Annotated in this window: 15 protein-coding genes; 5 read left to right on the top strand and 10 right to left on the bottom strand. The window is 73.0% G+C overall.

Going from position 1 to position 19,163, the window contains the following annotated elements:
• The first annotated feature begins 98 nt into the window (after positions 1 to 98).
• Complete coding sequence (locus IC607_RS09380) at positions 99 to 824, top strand: hypothetical protein (protein ID WP_191787132.1); 726 nt, start codon at positions 99 to 101, stop codon at positions 822 to 824.
• A gap of 84 nt (positions 825 to 908) precedes the next feature.
• Positions 909 to 1,574: an HNH endonuclease family protein gene (locus IC607_RS09375; protein ID WP_370526113.1), complete on the top strand. Its 666-nt coding sequence runs from the start codon at positions 909 to 911 to the stop codon at positions 1,572 to 1,574.
• A gap of 3 nt (positions 1,575 to 1,577) precedes the next feature.
• Here IC607_RS09375 and IC607_RS09370 read toward each other — a convergent pair whose 3' ends face one another.
• The 3 genes from IC607_RS09370 to IC607_RS09360 form a co-directional block, all read right to left on the bottom strand.
• Complete coding sequence (locus IC607_RS09370; RefSeq protein ID WP_191787131.1) at positions 1,578 to 2,294, bottom strand: M50 family metallopeptidase; 717 nt, start codon at positions 2,292 to 2,294, stop codon at positions 1,578 to 1,580.
• A 5-nt stretch (positions 2,295 to 2,299) separates the two neighbouring features.
• Positions 2,300 to 3,016: a DUF2993 domain-containing protein gene (locus tag IC607_RS09365; protein ID WP_191787130.1), complete on the bottom strand. Its 717-nt coding sequence runs from the start codon at positions 3,014 to 3,016 to the stop codon at positions 2,300 to 2,302.
• 67 nt (positions 3,017 to 3,083) lie between these two features.
• Positions 3,084 to 4,190: a DUF1524 domain-containing protein gene (locus tag IC607_RS09360; RefSeq protein WP_225224811.1), complete on the bottom strand. Its 1,107-nt coding sequence runs from the start codon at positions 4,188 to 4,190 to the stop codon at positions 3,084 to 3,086.
• Positions 4,191 to 4,370: 180 nt separating this feature from the next.
• On the opposite strand from IC607_RS09360, the gene IC607_RS09355 reads away from it, so the two are divergent.
• A complete protein-coding gene (locus IC607_RS09355; RefSeq protein ID WP_191787128.1) occupies positions 4,371 to 4,790 on the top strand; it encodes a hypothetical protein in 420 nt (139 codons plus the stop codon).
• A 52-nt stretch (positions 4,791 to 4,842) separates the two neighbouring features.
• Here IC607_RS09355 and IC607_RS09350 read toward each other — a convergent pair whose 3' ends face one another.
• From IC607_RS09350 to IC607_RS17420, 4 genes are all read right to left on the bottom strand, one after another.
• The gene (locus tag IC607_RS09350) at positions 4,843 to 7,974 is read right to left on the bottom strand and encodes an AAA family ATPase (RefSeq protein WP_191787127.1); all 3,132 of its coding nucleotides are present in this window, start codon (positions 7,972 to 7,974) and stop codon (positions 4,843 to 4,845) included.
• Positions 7,974 to 9,125 carry an exonuclease SbcCD subunit D gene (locus IC607_RS09345; protein WP_191787126.1) on the bottom strand — a complete coding sequence of 384 codons (1,152 nt, stop codon included), beginning with the start codon at positions 9,123 to 9,125 and terminating at the stop codon, positions 7,974 to 7,976. The genes IC607_RS09350 and IC607_RS09345 overlap by 1 nt, the downstream gene beginning before the upstream one ends.
• 51 nt (positions 9,126 to 9,176) lie before the next feature.
• Positions 9,177 to 9,512 (bottom strand): STAS domain-containing protein, encoded by a 336-nt coding sequence (locus IC607_RS09340; RefSeq protein WP_370526112.1) that lies wholly within the window; start codon positions 9,510 to 9,512, stop codon positions 9,177 to 9,179.
• Between the two features lie 126 nt (positions 9,513 to 9,638).
• Positions 9,639 to 10,142 (bottom strand): aminoacyl-tRNA deacylase, encoded by a 504-nt coding sequence (locus IC607_RS17420; RefSeq protein WP_370526111.1) that lies wholly within the window; start codon positions 10,140 to 10,142, stop codon positions 9,639 to 9,641.
• Positions 10,143 to 10,263: 121 nt separating this feature from the next.
• Between IC607_RS17420 and IC607_RS09330 the strand changes: the two genes are divergently transcribed.
• Positions 10,264 to 12,087, top strand: coding sequence for an alpha/beta fold hydrolase (locus IC607_RS09330; RefSeq protein WP_191787124.1), 1,824 nt, complete (start codon positions 10,264 to 10,266; stop codon positions 12,085 to 12,087).
• A 95-nt stretch (positions 12,088 to 12,182) separates the two neighbouring features.
• Positions 12,183 to 16,391 carry an ATP-dependent RNA helicase HrpA gene (gene hrpA / locus IC607_RS09325; protein WP_191787123.1) on the top strand — a complete coding sequence of 1,403 codons (4,209 nt, stop codon included), beginning with the start codon at positions 12,183 to 12,185 and terminating at the stop codon, positions 16,389 to 16,391.
• A 115-nt stretch (positions 16,392 to 16,506) separates the two neighbouring features.
• Here the strand turns inward: hrpA and IC607_RS09320 are convergent, their stop codons facing one another.
• Genes IC607_RS09320 through IC607_RS09310 form a run of 3 tightly spaced genes read right to left on the bottom strand, consistent with a single transcriptional unit; the run spans position 16,507 to position 19,093 of the window.
• Positions 16,507 to 17,355 (bottom strand): hypothetical protein, encoded by an 849-nt coding sequence (locus IC607_RS09320; RefSeq protein WP_191787122.1) that lies wholly within the window; start codon positions 17,353 to 17,355, stop codon positions 16,507 to 16,509.
• Between the two features lie 44 nt (positions 17,356 to 17,399).
• Positions 17,400 to 18,194 (bottom strand): ABC transporter permease, encoded by a 795-nt coding sequence (locus IC607_RS09315; RefSeq protein WP_191787121.1) that lies wholly within the window; start codon positions 18,192 to 18,194, stop codon positions 17,400 to 17,402.
• On the bottom strand, positions 18,191 to 19,093 hold the full coding sequence (locus IC607_RS09310; RefSeq protein WP_191787120.1) for an ATP-binding cassette domain-containing protein: 903 nt from the start codon (positions 19,091 to 19,093) through the stop codon (positions 18,191 to 18,193). Before IC607_RS09310 ends, IC607_RS09315 begins: the two co-directional genes overlap by 4 nt.
• Positions 19,094 to 19,163 lie beyond the last annotated feature (70 nt).

The following is a 19,163-nucleotide window of genomic DNA, read 5'->3' as shown; positions in this document are numbered from 1 at the left end:
GTGCGCTGGCACCCGCATCACCTGTTCGATCGGGTGCGTTCGCTGACGACGATGTCAGCCACGAACATGCACGATTCGTCAGGGGGAAGGCACTCTCCATGCGTAGAACGCTCGCGCCATCAATCGGACCGCTGATCCTCGGGCTGACACTCGTCACCGGGTGCTCCAGCTCCGACACCCCGTCAAGCTCGGACCGCGTCGACTCGACCGCGACGACGGGCACGACGTCATCGCAGGACTCATCGAAGAACGACGCCGCGGAGGTCACCATCGGTTCGGTCGGCTTCGTCGCCGACGACATGCTGCCCACGGCCTATGCCGTCGTCGACAACCCGACGAAGGACATCGCCAGTATCGAGGTCAACTTTGCCGCCTACGACAAGAGCGGGGACGTCGTCGCGACGGAGACGACATACGTCATCGCCCGGTCAGGGTCGAAGATGCAGGTGGCAACATACGTCTCCGTCCCCGAGGACTCGAAGGTCGACAAGGTCGACGCCCAGGTCAACGTCTCCGACTCGCAGGCGGACGACCATCCTGAGAGCAAGATGACGGCGAAGAAGGTCAAGGTCCACGTCGACGAGTTCTCCTCGACGGCGACCGGAACCATCGACTCCACGTACGAGCAGTCGGTGACGAACGTCGAGGCGGTGGCCATCTGCACCGACAAGAGCGGCAAGACGGTCGGCGCGGGGAGCACCTATCTGGACGGGAAGGTCGTGCCAGGGACACCCGCACCGTTCGAGATCCCGTTGTCCGTCGACGGGAAGCCCACCGCTTGCACCGTGACCGCCGGCCTCTCGTCGCTGTCTGAAGGTTCCTGACGGGCGCGGCGCACTCCGCCCACCGACCCGACCACAGGTGGACGGCCGGGGCAGGTGGCGCCGAGGTCCGATGATGCTCGGAGCGTGCGCGGGTGGTGGGTGTGGGCGGCGGTGCTGGTGTGCTGCCTGGTCGTCGGGCTGGGCGGCCCGTGGTGGACGCGGACGCGGGCGGCGGCGCAGTACCCGGTGTCCTCGTCGGACCTCGCCGCCGCACGCGGCGCGCTGGCCGACCTGACGGTCCGCGAGGCGTCGCCCGACGACTACGACCGCGCCGCGTTCGGCACGGCCTGGGCCGACGAGGACCACAACGGCTGCGACACGCGCGACGACATCCTGCGCCGCGACCTGACGAACGTGGTCGCCGACGGGTGCACGGTGCTCAGCGGTGCGCTCGCCGACCCGTACACGCGCACCGACATCCCGTTCGCGCGCGGGCCGTCGTCGGCCGACGTCCAGATCGACCACGTCGTCGCCCTCGCGGACGCCTGGGCCACCGGGGCGCGCGACTGGTCGGCCGCCCGGCGCCGGTCGTTCGCCAACGACCCCGCCAACCTGCTGGCCGTCGACGGCGGCGCCAACCAGGACAAGGGCTCGTCGGACGCGTCCGCGTGGCTGCCGCCGTCGGTCGGCTACCGGTGCGTCTACGCCGTGCGGCAGGTGCGCGTGAAGGCGGCGTACGGGCTGTGGGTCACGCCCGACGAACACGCGGCGCTCGCGCGCGAGCTGGGTCGATGCGTCGTCGGGCGGTGATGCTCAGCCCAGCAGCCACCATCCGCCGAGCGCGAGCGCGCCGAGGCAGACCAGCAGCAGGACGGTCACCCAGAAGCCGCCCGGCAGGTGCGTGAGCGCGCCGAGCGTGCCGGCGTCCGACGTGTCGGGACGACCGCGTCGTCGCAGGTCACGGCGCTGCGACTGCATCTCCATGACCGCGCGCGGCGCACCGAGCAGGAAGAACCACGTCAGCGCGTGCGCCACGACGCCCTGCACCAGAGCCGAGCCCCACTGCGTCACGACGACGAGCACCGCACCGCTGACGAGCACCGCCCACAGGCCGTACCAGTTCCGGATCTGCACCAGCACCAGCACGACCAGCACCAACAGCGCCCACAGCACGGCGAGCGTGTACCCGTGCGCGAGGAGCGCGGCAGCGCCCAGCCCGACGACGGCCGGCCCGGGGTACCCGGCCGCAGCGGTCGCGACCATGCCCGGACCGCGCGGCTTGCCGACGGACAGTGTGAGGCCCGAGGTGTCGGAGTGGACGCGGATGCCGGACAGGCGGCGCCCGACGAGCAGCGCGACGAACCCGTGCGCTGCCTCGTGCACGATGGTCAGCGCGTGGCGGGCGACGTGCCACACCGTCGGCACCACGAGGCACACGACGACGACCGCGGCGGTGATCAGTGTGGCGGTCGTCGACGGCGCGGGCTGCGGGCTGGTGACGTCGTGCCAGACGCCGGAGATCCAGTCCACCGCCGTCAGCCGGTCGGCGCGTCGGAGGCCGCGGGCGCCTGCAGCACCACGCCCGCACCGTCGGCCTCCACGCGCAGGCCGTCGCTGACGACGGTTGCGTCGGTGAGCACGATCCCGTCGGGCAGGCCCTCGACCGGGACCGTGATGTCCCGCAGCTTGTCGCCGAGGCCGCCGGGCAGCTTGCTCGGGTCGACAGACAAGCCACCGAGCGAGACGTCGTGCACGCTGACCTGCAGCATCCCGTCGGAGACTGCCGGCGTCACACCCGCCGAGAGTGTCACGCCCAGCACCTTGCCGCTCGCGACGACCTGGTCGCCGTCGATGGTCAGCGTGACGTCGAGGCCGGTGCGGTCGTCGACGATCTTCTCCAGCGACGCCGTGGGGATGGTCGCCTCGATCGTCGCGGTGCCCGCGGTGTACGGCTCGCTGGTGGTGATGTCCCGCGCGTCGACGTGGACGTCGGTCGCGTCGATGCCGCCCAGGGACACGCCCTCGACCTCACCCGTCACGTGGTCGACGGAGCCGGCCCACACCTGGGTGAGGAACGGGAACCCGCCGACGTCGACGGTCGGGGTGCCGACCACGTCGTCGAGGTTCTCCACGATCGCGTCCGCGGCGCGCTGCTGCGTCTCGTGCGCCGCCCAGCGGTCGGCGCCGACCGCACCCGCACCGACGACCACGACACCGACCAGCAGCCCGACGACCACCCCACGCGCGCTCATGCGCTCCACCTCTGGCTCACGCGGACACCGTAGGGGAGCCGGCTGGGAGATGCCTGGCGGCGCCGGCTCAGGGCCGGTACTCGCAGCCCACCCCGTCGCCGTCGCGGTCCAGCTTGCGGCTGTAGCCGGGGTCGCCCGCGTAGATCGGGCCCGCACCCGCGTCCCACACCGCGGTGCAGTTCTGGTAGTACACGTCGGCGGCGGGCTGCTTCGCCGCCTTCTTCGTCGGCTTCGGGGTGGCCTTCGGCTTCGGTGTCGGCGCGTGCGACGGGCCGAGATCCGCGCCGCCCGGGCCGGGGACGGGGTCGGACTTCGGCAGCTTCTCCGCCGGGCACGTCGTCAGCACACGCACCATCGCGGCCTGCTCCGCCGCGGTCACCCACAGGCCGTAGCCGCGCTTGACCGCCACCTGCCTCGCCACGTAGTCGCAGCGGAACTTCTTGTTGGGCGGGAGCCAGGTGGCGGCGTCGCCGTCGCCCTTCGACTGGTTGAGCGGGCCGTCCGCCGCCAGCAGGTTGAGCGGGTCGTTGGCGAGCTGGGTGCGCTTGGCCTCGGCCCAGCCCTGCGCACCCTTCTGCCAGGCGTCCGAAAGCGCGACGACGTGGTCGATCTGCACCGCCGCCGACGTCGTCGCCCCGCGCACGAAGTCGATGTCCGTGCCCGAGTAGGGGTCGTGCAGCGTGCCCCACGCCACGACGCACTCGCGCGTCCCGCCCTTGTAGCCGACGTCGGCGAGGTCCCGACCCAGGATGTCGTTGCGGGTGTCGCACCCGTTGCGGTCCACGTCCTGCCAGGCCGGCCCGAACTCGTCGCGGTCGTAACCCGTGCGCGGCGCACGGCCCTTGACCGTGAGCAGCTTCGCCGCGGCGAGCGCGGTCCCGGGGGCCGCCTCCTTCGGCGTCGCCGTCGGCTTCGGGGCGGGCTTCGGCGTGGGAGACGATGCCGGCGTGGTCGACGGTGCCGCGGTCGACGGCCCGGGTGACGCAGCGTCCTGCGTGGTCTCGGGGCTCGCGGGTGCGCTCGAGGTGGTGCCCGACGACGAGGCCGCCGACGCGTCCGCGGCCGTCGAGCTGGCCGTTGTCGGCTCGCAGCCGGACAGCACGGTGACCGCGAGCCACGCCGCGGCGACCACCACGGTCGCGACGCGCCACGGCCGGGGGAGCAAGCGAGTCATAGGTTCATCATCGGCGCCGGACCCCCGCCTGATGACCCGGGTCGCTCGGATCCTCGTCACACTCCGCATCAGCGGCGGCCTCGCCTCGAGCGAGATCACCCCTCACCGACATCGTCTCCTCTGGCGAGCCGCACAGGGCGGACCTAATCTGTGGGACACAGCGCGACAAAAGGACACGCGATGACGTGGGTTCTGCTCGGGGTCTTCTGCACCTTCCCGGCGTTCGTCTTCTGGCTGATGTTCTCCTGGATCCCCTCGCCGGACGAGACGCCCCGATGGCGCACGATGCTCGCTGCCCGGCTCGAGCTGTGGGCCGCCCACCTGCGCCGCCGCCCGGTCCCGCCGACCGACAACCCGTTCGAGGCGCTCCGCGTCCAGTCGCGGCTCGGCGTCGTGGCCGACCACGTGCGCGCGCTCGAGGTCGACGTGCACACCTTCGCGCGGGCCGAGCGGATCATCGCCTCGCAGCTCGCGTACGACCACCTGCTCGCGGAGGCGTGCCACATGGCCGGCATCGAGGTGGAACCCGCCGCGCCCGGCGATCCCGCGGAACGCTTCCGCGAGGAGGTCGAGCTGACCTCCCGCGGCTGGTCCTGGTAGTCGGCAGCACCGCCGCCGACGCACGTCCGGTCGAGTCGGTCGCTGCCGCCCGTCACGAGGCCAGGACGCGCAGCGTGCTCGGCCCGTCGGCACCCGGCCGCACCTCGATCCGGTCGGCGATCGACGCCTTGAGCGCCTCGACGTGCGAGACCACGCCGACGACGCGACCGCCTGCACGCAGCCTGCCGAGCTCGGCGACCACCTGCTCCAGCGCGTGCGGGTCCAGGCTCCCGAAGCCCTCGTCCACGAAGAGCGTGCCCAGGTCGATCCCGCCCGCTTCCGCGGTGACGACGTCGGCCAGTCCCAGCGCGAGGCACAGGGAGACGTAGAAGCTCTCGCCGCCCGACAGGGTGCGGGGATCGCGCTGCTGATCGGTCCAGTGGTCGACGACGCGCATCGCGAGGCCCGTCCGGCGCGAGCCGACGTCCTCCTTCTGCTCGGACCGCACCAGCTCGTAGCGGCCGTCGGACATGCCGAGCAGGCGGTCGTTCGCCGCGGCGACCACGTCCTCGAACCGGCGGGCCAGGACGTAGGTGGCCAGGGACAGGCCACGCCCGTTGTCGGACCCCGTCCCGGATGCCAGGCCGGCCAGGCGCGTGACCGGACCGCCCTCGGCCCACACGGCCGCCAGCCGGTGCGCCGCGGTGAGGACCGTCCGAGCCGCGTCGGCGACGGCCGCGGCACGCTCGGCGGTGGACCGGGACCGGGCCTCCGCCACGACGAGCGCCTCCTGCGCATCCCGCTCCGCCGTCCGCGCACTCGCCACGTCAGCGGCCGCATCGTCCGGCAGGCCGGCGACGTCCGGCTCCGCCAGCCCCGCACGCACCGCCTCGACGGCACCCGCGTAGGCGGTGACGGCATCAGCCAGCGCCTCGGTGGCCGTCCGGTCCAACAGCGCGGCCGTCACATCCCTCGTGGAGGAGAAGCCGCGTTCGACGAGCGCCGCATCGAGCTCGGACGCGCGGACGGCGACATCCTTGTCCGCGGCAGCGAGGTCGTCCACGGCCGCCATGAGGTCGTCGGCGGCGTGGACCAGGTCGCGCAGCTCGGAGCGACGCGCGACGACCGTCGGGTGGCCGGCGCACGCGAGCGTCACCTCGGCCTCGTCCTCGGCGAGCGCCTGCTGCAGCACCCCGATTCGACCCTGCACGTCGGCGAGCTGTGCGACGGAGGTCGCCCGCTCGGCCGTCCGCGCCTCCGTGGCCGCGGCGTGTGCGTCGAGCGCCCCTGCCAGCTCCGTGCCCAGGGCCTCCGCCGCCCGGGCCGCGGCGAGATCCGCCGCTGCGGCCGTGAGGTCGACGACCACCTGCTCCGCGGTCGAGTCGCCGAGCGCTTCACGGGCCGCCTCCACGCGGGAGGCAAGTGCTGCGGCAGCCTCGCCCGCACGGGCGAGGGTGCGCTCCGCCGAGACGCGGGCCTGCTCGGCGCGCTCGACCGCGTCGGCTGTGGGGTGATCCTGGGCGAGAGACGCCTTGTGCGGGTGCTCGACCGCGCCGCACACCGGGCACGACTCGCCGTCGCCGAGCGCCTGGGCCAGCTCCCCGGCCAGCCCCGCGATGCGCGCAGCCCGCAGCGCCGCCTCGGCGACGACAGCGTCCTGGGCCTCCCGGCCGGCCGTGGCCCGCGTCGCATCGGCGGACGACGACTCGCCCGTCAGCCGCTCGAGCTCGAGGTGCGCGGCGGCGGCCGCCTCCAGTGCCGCGACGCGTGCGCGGTGCTCGCCGGACCGCGACGCGGTGGCGGTCGCCAGCGAGAGCCGCGCCAGGAGCTCGTCTCGCTCCGCGGGTCGTGCCGCCAGCCAGGCTTCGTCGGCGGCGATCTGGTCGCGGAGCGTGTCCGCCTGGTCGCGACTGTCGCGGACCGCGCGTCGCTTGTCGTTGAGCGCCGCCTCGAGCCCCACCACCCGGTCGAGGGCCGCGGCGTCGTCCGCCGCACCGTTCCGCAGCTCGACCAGGAGCCGCCGCGGCGCCACGAGATTCACCGCACCACGCGCAATCAGGGCGTCGGGACCGCCATCGTGCGGTCCGTCGCCGTCGCCGAGGGCCGCCACGACCTCGCTCACCATGGCCGCGACCGCCGAGGGAGCCGCATCGGCCGCGGCGAGGAGTGCCTTGCGGGCCGCTCCCACGTCGGCCAGCGACCGGTCCAGCGCGTCCAGCATCGGCCGGACGGCGCCGGCAGCCCGCGCGCGGTCGAGCCGCGCCACACCGTCGACGTGGGCCGCACGCGCCCGGTCCAGCTCCTCCTGCTCCGCGACGAGGCGCGACCGCCGTGTGATCAGCTCTGCCAGGCGTGTCTGCTCGGCGAGCACGGCCGCGGCGGCGTCACGACGGGCACCGGCAGCCTGTGCGAGCGACCGATCCGCGTCGGCCTGCTCAGTGAGCGCCGTCGTCCGCCCGCTCATCAGCGCGGTGATCGCCTCGAGGTCCGGACCACCGGACGGCGCTGCCGCGGCGAGCGCGGCGATCTCGTCCCGCAGCGCCACGGCCTCGTCGTCGGGCAACCGGACGGCACCGACGAGCTGCGCCGTCGCGGTCAGGACCGCGCCGTGTGCGGCCTCGACGTCCCGCGCCACCTGCGCGCGCAGCTCCACGAGCCGCTGTTGCATGCGCTCGTAGACCTCGGTGCCGAAGATCTTCTGCAGCAGCCCGCGCCGGTCCTCGGGCTTGGCACGCAGGAACTTCGAGAACTCGCCCTGCGGCAGCACGATCGTCTGCACGAACTGCGTCCGCGACAGCCCGACGGCCCGCTCGATCTCGAGCCCCGCCTCGTCGAGCCTGGTGACGGGCACGGACGCCGGCTCGCCGTCGACGTCGTCGGGCGTCACGCGCCACAACCGCACGGACGCCTGCTGTCGCACGGTTCCGTTCCCGCGCTTCTTGGCCCGGTCGTACGCCGGTGTGCGGCGCACGCGGTAGATCCCGGACGCGACCTCGAACGTGAGGTCGACGAAGCTCTCCGTGTCCTCGGCGGCGAAGGCGGATCGCAGGCGGTCGTCGCTAGCCTCGTCGGAGGCGACCTTGCCGTAGAGCGCGAAGACGACGGCGTCGATGAGCGTGGACTTGCCCGAGCCGGTGGGCCCCTCGAGCAGGAACAGGCCGGACGACGACAGCGCCGCGAAGTCGACGGTGTGGGAACCGGCGAACGGGCCGATGGCCTGCAGGGTCATGGTGCGCAGCTGCATCAGGCGCTCCGCTCGCCGGCGAGCACGTGCTCGTACGCCGAGCGCAGGACGGCGACCTCGTCGGGCGTCGCGTCCGCGCCCGTCACGTACCGCACGAAGTCCCCGCCGACCGCCACCGGGTCGTGCGCCGCGGTCACGGCCGCGGCGCGCACGGCGGCCGACGACGACGGCGCGTGGTGCTGCACGACGAGCGCGTGCGGGAATCGCTCGCGCACGCGTCGGTACAGGTCCGCGGGCCGGTGCGCGTCGGTGACGGTGACCCGCGTCCAGTCGTCGACGTGTGCCTCACCGGCGACGCCCAGCAGCTCGTCGAGCGTCCCGGAGACGTCCGAGAGGCGCCTCGGCACGGGCGCCGCGATCAGCGCGGTCCGCGCCTCTGCCCCGGACAGGTCCACGAGCACCGACGACTTCGCGTGGTGCTGCTCCGAGAACGAGTACGCCAGCGGCGATCCCGAGTAGCGCACGACGGTGCCGTCGGGACCGGCTACCCGCTGCGGTCCGTGCAGGTGCCCGAGCGCGACGTAGTCGACCCCCGCGAACGCGCCGGCGGCGACGTGGTCCACGCCGCCCACGCGGATGTCCCGCTCCGACTCCGACGCCTCGCCGCCGATCACGAACGCGTGCGCGGCCACGACCGTCCGCCGCGCGCCGGGCCGGGTGGCCAGGTCCGCGCGGATGCGCGCCATCGCCGCATCGGTCACGGCCTGGTGCGAGCGGGCCGGCACGCCGTGCTCGTCGTCAGCCAGCGCATGACGCACCGAGTCCGGGTCCAGGTACGGGATGCCGTAGACGAGCAGGCCACCGGGTAGCACGACGGGCTCGGCAAGCCCGGCCACCCGGGTGCGCAGTCGCACCCGCTCACGCATCAGCGCGGAGCCGAACCCCAACCGCGTCGCGGAGTCGTGGTTGCCGGACGTGACGACGACGGTCGTGTGCTCCGCGAGCTGCGCGAGGGTGTCCGACAGGAGCGTGACGGCCTCGACCGGCGGGATCGCCCTGTCGTACACGTCCCCCGCGACCACGAGGGCGTCGACGGACTCCGAGCGCACCACGTCGACCAGGTGCGCGAGGTGCGCGGCCTGGTGGTCCAGCAGGTCGACGCCGTGCAGCGTCCGGCCCAGGTGCCAGTCGGAGGTGTGCAGGATCCGCATGCTCGGACCGTAACCCGAGGCACCGACACGACCCGTGCGACGGGCCGAGGGTCAGGCGACGACGGCGTCCGCGTCCCGGATCTGGTCGCCGTAGCCGATCATGTCGAGCACGTCGCGCAGCACGCGACGGGGATCACGCAGGGCGACGTCGATGCCGGCCTCGCTTCCCGCGTGGTGCAGCTGCATGACGAAAGCGATGCCCGCGGAGTCGATGAACGTCACCTCGGAGGCGTCGATGACCACCGGCGTGCCGGCGGTGAGCGCGACGGCCATCGACTCGCTCGCCTGCGGCCGCAGCGCGGCGTCGATCTCCCCCGCGAGCCGCAGCTCGAGAACCTCGGGGCCCGCCTCGGTGCGGATGCTGCCCATTGCAGCCAGCTCGATCACGTCTACCTCTTCGTCGTTCCTACCGGATCGGGTGTGCCCACATCCGGCGACCTGACGGTACGCCGCTCTTCGCCGCGCGCCACTCGAAAGGCCCAACGGTCCGGACGGACCGGACGTTCCCGACGATCAGGCCGGCTGCTCGGGCTCGGTGACGTCGGCCACCGTCGCACCGAGCGCCCGAACGAGCGCCGACCCGTCCAGCCCGGCGGCGACCCCGTGGGCCCCCGCGCCGATCGAGACGAACCCGCCCGGCACGCGCGCGTCGGCGACCACCGGCCACGCCCGCAGCGACCCGAACGGTGTGATCGTGCCGCGCTCGTAGCCCGTCACGTCGCGCGCGACGGTCGCGTCCGGCATCGAGATCCGGTTGACGTCCAGCAGCTCGCGCAGCTTGGGCCACGCGATGGTCCGGTCGCCCGGGACGAGCACGAACACGTAGTCGTCGTCGCCCCGCCGCACGACGATCGTCTTGACGATCCGCGCGGGCTCGACCCCTCGGGCCGCGGCCGCCTCGGCCAACGACGAGACGCGACCGTGCCGCGTCAGGCGGTACTTCAGGCCGCTCGCGTCGAGCGCGGCCACCGCACGCCGCTCGCCGTCCGTGACGTCCACGGGCTCGCTGTTCTCCACGGGTCCACCGTACGCACGTCTCGGGGCGTGTCCTACTTGCGCCGGTTCGTCCCGATGAGCGACAGTGTCGGCGCGGCACCGGGAGCAGGGGCGACCGGCCGCACGACCCAGGGGGAACACCGTGACTTCACGTCCACGTGCTCGTGCGCTGACCGCAGCGCTCACGGCCATCGGTCTCACGCTCGTGGGGGGTGCGCTGACGGCGACGTCGTCGTCAGCCGCCACGACCACGTCGACCACCAGCACCACCGAGTCGACCCGGGTCGACCGGGTGAAGTCGACCATCGACTGGTTCGACTGCAGCGCGGTCGTCGGTCCGCGCTCCGACTGCGGGACCATCCAGCTGCCGGTCGACTACGACCAGCCGACGGGTGCGAAGACCGAGGTCTCGCTCCTGCGGGTCCGGGTCGCCGACCCGAAGAAGAAGGTCGGCACCCTGTTCATCAACCCGGGCGGGCCGGGCGGGTCCGGGGTCGACATCGCGGCCAACGCGTCGGCCTTCCTGTCCCCCGCGCTGCTCGCCAAGTTCGACATCGTCGGCTTCGACCCCCGCGGCACCAACTTCAGCGACAACGTGAAGTGCTTCAAGAACCTGGGCGAGCAGGCGACGGCGCTGAGCGGGCTCAACACCGCGTTCCCGTACGGGACGAAGGCGACCACCGCGTACGTCTCGTCGGCCGAGAAGTTCGGCAAGGCCTGCTCGACGACGGGCAAGCCGCTGTCGGCGTCGATGTCGACCGCCGAGGTCGCCCGCGACATGGACGTGCTGCGTCGCACGCTCGGCGACAAGAAGCTCACCTACCTGGGCTTCTCCTACGGCACGTACCTGGGCAACGTCTACGCCAACCTGTTCCCGGACCGGGTGCGTGCGCTCGTCATCGACGGTGTCCTGGACCCTGTCGCGTGGGCGGGCACGACGTCCACGGCGAGCATCCCGCAGACGCAGCGCCTGCGTTCCGGCGAGGGCGCCGACAAGGCGCTGCAGGAGATCCTGCGTCGCTGCGACCAGGCGGGCAAGGACTACTGCAACCTCGCGACGACGGGCGACCCGCAGCTCCAGTACGCCAAGCTGGTCGCCGCCGTGAAGAAGAAGCCGATCCTGCTGTTCAGCGACCCGGACTACGGCGACGAGTACCTCGACTACCCGACCCTCGTCTCGTGGCTGCTCGGTGACCTGTACGCACCCGACGCCGGGACGTACGTGGACTGGGACCTCAGCGGCATGGTCTCGCTGACCCAGCCCGCGACGACCGTGAAGGCGAAGGCGGCCCAGGTCGCCGCGCGCAAGGCTCTGCAGGCCCGGTACGACGCCAAGCAGGCGGCGGCGACGAAGGCCGGTGCGCCCTCCGTCAAGCTCGCGAAGAAGCTGGGCTTCGGCTTCCCGTACGACAACTCGCCCGAGGCGTTCCAGTCCGTGCTGTGCACCGACGGCCTCAACCCGGCCAAGGCGTCGAGCTGGACGTCCGCCGCGGCCTACGCCGAGAACAGCGCACCCGGCTTCGGCCCGCTGTGGACGTGGGCGTCGGCACCGTGCGCATCGTCGACGTGGACGGCGCGCGACGAGGACGCCTACGCCGGCGCCTTCACGCACACCACGTCGGCGCCCGTGCTGGTGGTCGGCAGCTTCTGGGACCCGGCCACCAACTACCAGGGTGCGGTGAAGGCAGCCTCGCTGCTGCCGAGCAGCCGCCTGCTGTCCAGCGACAACTGGGGCCACACCGCCTACGGCACGTCGGCGTGCGCGACGAACGCCATCGACGCCTACCTGACCTCCGTGAAGCTTCCCTCGGCGGGCAAGGTGTGCAAGGGCGACTCGCAGCCCTTCACCACCAAGCTCGAGGATCAAGGATCGGACGATGCGGCTCTGAAGCTCCAGCGTCTGGCCCCGCAGCAGCCGGTGTCGCCGATCGTCGCGCCTCTGCCCGGCGACCTGCCGCGCTACTGACCGCACCAACCTTGAGCCGCCCGCTCCACGCAGGAGCGGGCGGCTCACGCAATTGCGTGCGCCTGTCACGCGACTGGCTGGGACAATGGGCGATCATGACGTCCAGCACTCCGCCCGCGACCGGCGGCGACCGGCGACCGCGGCGGCGCGGCGGGTCGTCGCGACGGGGTGGCGGCGGTCGCCCGAAGGCCGGCGCAGGGGTGCAGGCCGACGAGCAGCGGCGGGCCGCTCGGCGGGAGCGCGACGCCCAGAAGCGCGCGGCGGTCGTCGTCGGCGGCCTGCACTTCCCGGAGCAGCTGCCGGTCAGCGCGCGGCGCGACGAGATCGCGGCGGCGATCCGCGACCACCAGGTGGTGATCGTCGCGGGCGAGACGGGGTCGGGCAAGACGACCCAGCTGCCCAAGATCGCCCTCGAGCTGGGGCGCGGCCGAGCGGGGCAGATCGGCCACACCCAACCGCGCCGGATCGCGGCCCGCAGCGTCGCGGAGCGGATCGCCGAGGAGGTCGGCACGCCGCTCGGCGAGATCGTCGGGTACCAGGTGCGGTTCACCGACCAGTCGTCGGAGTCCACGCTCGTCAAGGTGATGACCGACGGCATCCTGCTGGCGCAGATCCAGCGCGACCCGATGCTGCGCTCCTACGACACGCTCATCATCGACGAGGCGCACGAGCGCTCGCTCAACATCGACTTCATCCTGGGCTACCTGACCCGGCTGCTGCCGCAGCGGCCGGACCTCAAGGTCGTCATCACGTCCGCGACCATCGACTCCGCCCGGTTCGCCGAGCACTTTGCCGGACCCGACGGCACGCCCGCGCCCGTCGTCGAGGTGAGCGGGCGCACGTACCCCGTCGAGGTCCGGTACCGGCCGTTGTCGCCCGACGAGCTGGGGACGGACGCCGAGCAGCCGCGACGCAAGCCGCGCGCGGCGGTCGAACGCGACTTCCCGACGGCGCTCGCCGAGGCCGTCGACGAGCTCATCGCCGAGGGGCCGGGCGACATCCTGGTCTTCTTCTCCGGCGAGCGGGAGATCCGGGACGCGGAGGACACGCTGCGCGGCTCGCTCGGCCCGCGCGTCACCGACTCCAGGCACCCCCAGCACGTCGAGCTGCTGCCGTTGTACAGCCGGCTGTCGGCGGCCGAGCAGCATCGCGTGTTCGAGAACCACCAGCACCGGCGCATCGTGCTGTCCACCAACGTCGCCGAGACGTCGCTGACCGTGCCGGGCATCCGCTACGTCATCGACCCCGGCACGGCGCGCATCAGCCGCTGGTCGAAGGCGACGAAGGTGCAGCGGCTGCCCATCGAGCCCATCAGCCAGGCGTCGGCGAACCAGCGTTCCGGCCGGTGTGGACGTGTCGCGGACGGCATCGCGATCCGGCTGTACTCGGAGGACGACTTCGAGTCCCGGCCCATGTACACCGAGCCGGAGATCCTTCGTACATCACTCGCGTCGGTGATCCTGCAGATGATCGCCGTGGGCGTCGCGACGACCCCGGAGGACGTCAACGACTTCCCCTTCGTCGACCCGCCCGACGTCCGCGCGGTCCGCGACGGCGTCCAGCTGCTCACCGAGCTGGGGGCGCTGGAGAATCGCGACGGCGCCACGCGCCTGACCGACACCGGCCGCGCCCTGGCCCAGCTCCCCATGGACCCGCGCCTGGCGCGCATGATCGTCGAGGGCGGCCGCCGCGGCGTTGCGCGCGAGGTCATGATCATCGCCGCCGCGCTGTCCATCCAGGACCCCCGCGAGCGCCCGGCCGACGAGCGCGAGAAGGCCGACCAGCTGCACGCGCGCTTCGCGGATCCGACCTCCGACCTGCTGTCCTACCTCAACCTGTGGCACTACCTGCGCGACCAGCAGCGCGACCTGTCGGGCTCGGCGTTCCGACGCACGGTCCGCGGCGAGTACCTCAACTACCTGCGCATCCGCGAGTGGCAGGACGTGGTCACGCAGCTCAAGGAGCTGGCCAAGCCGCTGGGCATCGAGGTCGGCGCGACGAAGCCGGTGGCGAAGCCGGACGCCGACGACGACACCCTGCGCGCCGGGCAGCACGCCCTCACCTGGGACGGCGACCGCATCCACGTCGCGATCCTGGCCGGCCTCCTGTCCCACATCGGGATGCAGGAGGCGACGGAGGTCGCAGCCCCCCGCAAGGGCCAGCGCCCCGACCGGCGCGCCCGCAACGAGTACCTGGGGGCCCGCGGCGCCCGCTTCGCGCTGTTCCCCGGCTCGGGCCTGTCCCGCAAGCCCCCGGCGTGGGTGATGGCGGCGGAGCTCGTCGAGACCTCCCGCCTGTGGGGCCGCGACGCCGCGCGCATCCAGCCCGAGTGGGCCGAGGAGGTGGGCGCGCACCTGGTGAAGCGCACCTACTCCGAGCCCGCGTGGTCCAAGCGGCAGGGCGCGGCGACGGCGTTCGAGAAGGTGCTGCTGTACGGCGTGCCGATCGTCGCGCAGCGCCGCGTGCTGTTCTCCAAGGTCGACCCGGCGCAGGCGCGCGAGCTCTTCATCCGGCACGCGCTCGTCGAGGGCGACTGGACCACTCCGCACCAGTTCTTCCACGAGAACCGCCGCCTGCTGGCAGAGGCAGAGGCCCTCGAGGCCCGCGCGCGACGCCGTGACCTGCTGGTCGACGACGACGTCCTGTACGACTTCTACGACGAGCGCATCCCCGAGGACGTCGTCAGCGCCCGCCACTTCGACCAGTGGTGGAAGACGGCCCGACGTCGCACGCCCGACCTCCTCTCGTTCAGCCGCGAGCTGCTGGTCGCCGAGGGCGCGGCCGCGATCGACGAGGCCGCGTTCCCGTCGCGCTGGCCCCAGGGCGACGTCTCGCTGCCGCTGACCTACCAGTTCCAGCCCGGCACCGAGGCGGACGGCGTCACCGTCCACGTCCCGCTCGGCCAGCTCGCACGCGTCCAGCCGGACGGCTTCGGGTGGATGGTGCCAGGCCTGGTCGACGAGCTCTGCACGGCCACGATCCGCGCGCTGCCCAAGCCCGTGCGCGTGCAGCTGGTGCCCGCACCGGACGTCGCCCGTGACGTCGCGGCGTGGATCCGCGAGAACATGGCGGGCTGGGAGGACACGGTGCGAGCAGGCGACGCGGCGCCGTCGTTCCACGACGCCTTCGCGTCCGCGGTGCGAGCCTGGCGCGACGTCGCGGTGGCCGACGACGACTTCGACGACGACCGCCTGCCGCCGCACCTCCGCATGACGTTCCGCGTCGTCGGCGACCGCGGCGGCGTGCTCGATGAGGGCAAGGACCTGGTCGTGCTCCAGCGCCGGCTCGCCGGACGTGCGCAGCAAGCCGTCGACGACGCCGTTCGCACCGCCGTCCAGGCGGCGATGGCCGAGGCCCGTGCCGCGGCCGGGTCGCCACCCGCCGAGAGCGCACCGAGCCCGCGCCCCCGTCCTGCCGTGGCCCCGGCCGAACCGGTCGTCGCGCCCGTCGACCTGCTGCGCAGCAACCTGACGACCTGGCCGGCCGACCTGCCGCCGCTGCCGGAGGTCATCGAGGCGACCGGCCCGCGAGGCATCGTCGTCCGTGCGTTCCCCACGCTCGTCGAGGAGCCGGACCTGACCGTCGCGGTGCGTGCGCTGGCCGACGCGTCGGCGGTCCCGTCCGCCGGCCGCGCGGGCCTGCGCCGGCTGCTGCTTCTCGACGTCGGTCTCGCAAGCGCCCGCATCACCAGCCGGTGGTCCGGCACGCAGGCCCTGACACTCGCCGCCAGCCCCTACCCGAGCACGAACGCGCTGGTCACCGACGTGCAGCTGGCGGCGATCGACGCACTGACCGGCCGCGCGACGGTCCGCGACGCCGACGAGTACGCGCGCCTGCGCGCCCGAGTCCGCGACGGCCTCGAGGACACCGTGCACGGCATCGTCGGGCACCTCGTCTCGGTGCTCACCGCGTGGCGCGAGCTGGACGTCGACCTGCGCGGCGCGACGAGCCTGTCCCTGCTCGCCACCGCTCAGGACGTGCGAGCCCAGTCCACCGCGCTGGTCCACGACGGCTTCGTCGGGCAGACCGGCGCCACGCGCCTGCCGCAGCTCACCCGCTACCTGCGCGCCGCCCAGCACCGCCTGGCCAAGGCCGCGGACAACCCGACCCGCGACGCGGACCTCGCCTGGCAGGTACGGGACGCGTCCGAGGCCCTGGCAGCCGCCCGCGACGCCGACCCGGCCAAGGTCGACGAGATCCGCTGGCTGATCGAGGAGCTGCGCGTGAGCCTGTTCGCCCAGCAGCTCGGCACCCCGGTCCCGGTCTCCCCGACCCGCATCCGCAAGGCCATCGCCGCGCTGTAGCTACCGGTCGGAGCGCGCAGGGCGCGCCGGTCGCGACCAGACGAGGCTCCCGAACGCCACGACGAGCGCGACGTTCACGGGGACCGCCACCGCCTGCGAGCCTGAGTCGCGTCCGCTACTGCTTCTCGACCGGGCCGTCCTTGCCCGCGACCAGCTCGCCGCAGCTGACCTCCTGGGCTGTCGTGACGACGGCGTTGCCCTTCGGCGCGCCCGTGGCGACCGTCGACTCGTCGCCGTTCGTCGCGTGCCGCCCGTCGGCGTCGAGGTCGACGAAGGTGCGCGTGACGTCGAAGGTCTTGGCGTCGTCCTTCGACACCGCGTTCAGTCCCGCGAGACGCAGGACGTCGCCGTCCTGCGAGCAGCCGACGCCCGTGCCCGCGCCCGCGAAACCGCGGTCGAACGTGTACGGGTCGCCCTGCGCGTTCTGCACCGGCGTCACCGCGCAGTCGGTGAGCGAGTAGAGGAGCGCCTCGCGGCCCAGGTCGACGAGCGCGATCGGGATCGCCTCCTGCTGGACCACGTTCACCACGGCCGCAGCGGGCTGCGGGCTGGCGCTGTCGATGGCGGCGGAGAACGTCGCGCCGGATGCCGTGGTGATGCCGAACCGGCGGTCGGAGCCCGACGAGATCCATGCCTTGTCCTTGCGCCCGTCACCGTCGACGTCGATCACGTCGACCGGGTCGGCCGACGACGGCGCACGCTCGTCGTTCGGGGCGCAGCCCGCGGCCGTCGTGGCCGTCGCGCTCGATGTCGGACTCGGCTCCGCAGCGGGAGGCGTCGCGGACGTCGTCGGGCTGGGCGTCGCGGTCGAGGGGACCGTCGACGGCGAGGCCGTCGACGTGTCGTCGTCGGGCCGTGTCAGCAGGATGACGGCGACGACGACGGCGACCACCAGGACGATCGCGGCGACCACCCACCCCCACGTGCGACGCGATCCGGACGGGGCTGCAGACGGGGTGCTCACCCATCCGTCCTATCAAGCCCCGCCCGGATCTGCCGCTCGGGAGGTCAGCGGCGGCGACGGAACAGCAGGCCCGAGGCCACGCGTGCGACCACCAGCAGCCCGACGCACCAAGCGAGGGCCGCCGCCACCGTCGAGCCGTCCACCGACGTGCCCAGCAGCAGCGCGCGCAGGGTGTCCGCGACCGGAGTCACGGGGTTCCACGCCGCGATCGCGCCCAGCACGGACGGCATCGTGTCGACCGGCACGAACGCGCTGGACACGTACGGGATGAACAGGATCGCGAAGCTGAACCCGCTGGCGGCCTCCGGCCCCGACGCGACGATGCCGATGGCGACCGCGATCCACGTCATCGCGGCGACGTACAGCGCGATCAGTCCGATCGCGCCCAGCCACTCGAGCGCGGAGGCGTGCGCGTCGAACCCGATGAGCAGGCCGACGCCGATGACGAGCGCCGTCGAGACCGCGTTGCGGGCCATGCTCGCCACGACGTGGCCCGTGACGACACCCGTCGCACGGATCGGCATGGACCGGAACCGGTCCATGAGACCGCCCTCGACGTCGGTCGCCACGTCGACGGCCGTCGTCGCGGCGCCGTAGCCGGCGGTCAGCAGGATGATGCCCGGCACGACGAAGTCCACGTAGTCCATGCCGGCGTCCAGCGCGCCGCCGAACACGTAGACGAACATCAGCAGCAGCATCACGGGAAGCATCACGGCCAGCAGCAGCGTGTCGAGCTGGCGGGTCGAGCGGCGCAGGCAGCGCCCGATGAGGGCGACGGTGTCGCCGGCGCGGCCGCGCGGGCTCGCGTCGATGCGCGGCGTGAGGTCGAGGGTGGTCATCGTGTCTCCTGGAGGGTCCGGGTGGGGGCTGCGTCGGGGACTGCGTCCGCCGGCTGGCCGGTCAGCGTGAGGAAGACGTCGTCGAGCGTGGGCGTGCGGACCTGCCAGCGCTCGACGACGAGTCCGCGGCGCTCGACGTCGGCGAGGATGCGCCGCACGTCGGGCACGGAACCGTCGGTCTCGACACGTTCGACGCCCGTCGGCGTGGTCAGCTCCACCTGTGCAGCGCCCACCTGCCTCTTGAGCTCGTCGGCCGTCCCGCTCGCGATGACACGGCCGTGGTCGACGACGGCCACGCGGTCGGCCAGGCGGTCGGCCTCCTCGAGGTACTGCGTGGTCAGGAGCACGGTGGTGCCGGCGGCGACCGCGTCCTCGATCACGGCCCACAGCGCGTTGCGGCTGCGCGGGTCGAGGCCGGTCGTCGGCTCGTCGAGCACCAGGACCTGCGGTCGCGACAGCAGGCTCACCGCCAGGTCGAGCCTGCGGCGCATGCCACCCGAGTACGTCTTGACCGGTCGTCGGGCGGCGTCCGTGAGGTCGAACAGCTCCAGCAGCGCCGCGGGGCGGGTGCGTCGCTCGGCCCGGCTCAGGTGCGCCAGACGAGCCATGAGGTGCAGGTTCTCCTCACCGGTCAGCAGGCTGTCCACGGCGGCGAACTGGCCGGTGAGGCTGATGGCCGCCCGCACGCGCGCCGGCTCGCGGACCACGTCGTGCCCGGCGACGGTCACCGTCCCCTCGTCGGGCGCCAGGAGCGTGGACAGGATGCGGACGGTCGTCGTCTTGCCCGCGCCGTTGGGCCCCAGCAGCGCGACGACCTCGCCCTGAGCGACGTCGAGGTCCAAACCGTCCAGCACGGCGTGGTCCCCGTAGGCCTTCCGCAGGCCTCGGATGGTGATCATGAGCGCTCCCCTTTTGTGTACGGCGTAAACTGTGTGTGTATGTCATACACACTTGTAGGATGGCGCGTCA

It is taken from the genome of Cellulomonas sp. JH27-2, from assembly GCF_014837175.1.
Lineage (GTDB): Bacteria > Actinomycetota > Actinomycetes > Actinomycetales > Cellulomonadaceae > Cellulomonas.
This window is presented reverse-complemented; position numbering and strand designations above follow the sequence as displayed.

Bases quoted from the DNA above. Each gene is read 5' to 3' on its own strand.
- IC607_RS09380 (WP_191787132.1), top strand. From the start codon at position 99: ATGCGTAGAACGCTCGCGCCATCAATCGGACCGCTGATCCTCGGGCTG.
- IC607_RS09365 (WP_191787130.1), bottom strand. From the start codon at position 3,016: ATGAGCGCGCGTGGGGTGGTCGTCGGGCTGCTGGTCGGTGTCGTGGTC.
- IC607_RS09360 (WP_225224811.1), bottom strand. From the start codon at position 4,190: ATGACTCGCTTGCTCCCCCGGCCGTGGCGCGTCGCGACCGTGGTGGTC.
- IC607_RS09355 (WP_191787128.1), top strand. From the start codon at position 4,371: ATGACGTGGGTTCTGCTCGGGGTCTTCTGCACCTTCCCGGCGTTCGTC.
- IC607_RS09350 (WP_191787127.1), bottom strand. From the start codon at position 7,974: ATGCAGCTGCGCACCATGACCCTGCAGGCCATCGGCCCGTTCGCCGGT.
- IC607_RS09345 (WP_191787126.1), bottom strand. From the start codon at position 9,125: ATGCGGATCCTGCACACCTCCGACTGGCACCTGGGCCGGACGCTGCAC.
- hrpA (WP_191787123.1), top strand. From the start codon at position 12,183: ATGACGTCCAGCACTCCGCCCGCGACCGGCGGCGACCGGCGACCGCGG.
- IC607_RS09315 (WP_191787121.1), bottom strand. From the start codon at position 18,194: ATGACCACCCTCGACCTCACGCCGCGCATCGACGCGAGCCCGCGCGGC.
- IC607_RS09310 (WP_191787120.1), bottom strand. From the start codon at position 19,093: ATGATCACCATCCGAGGCCTGCGGAAGGCCTACGGGGACCACGCCGTG.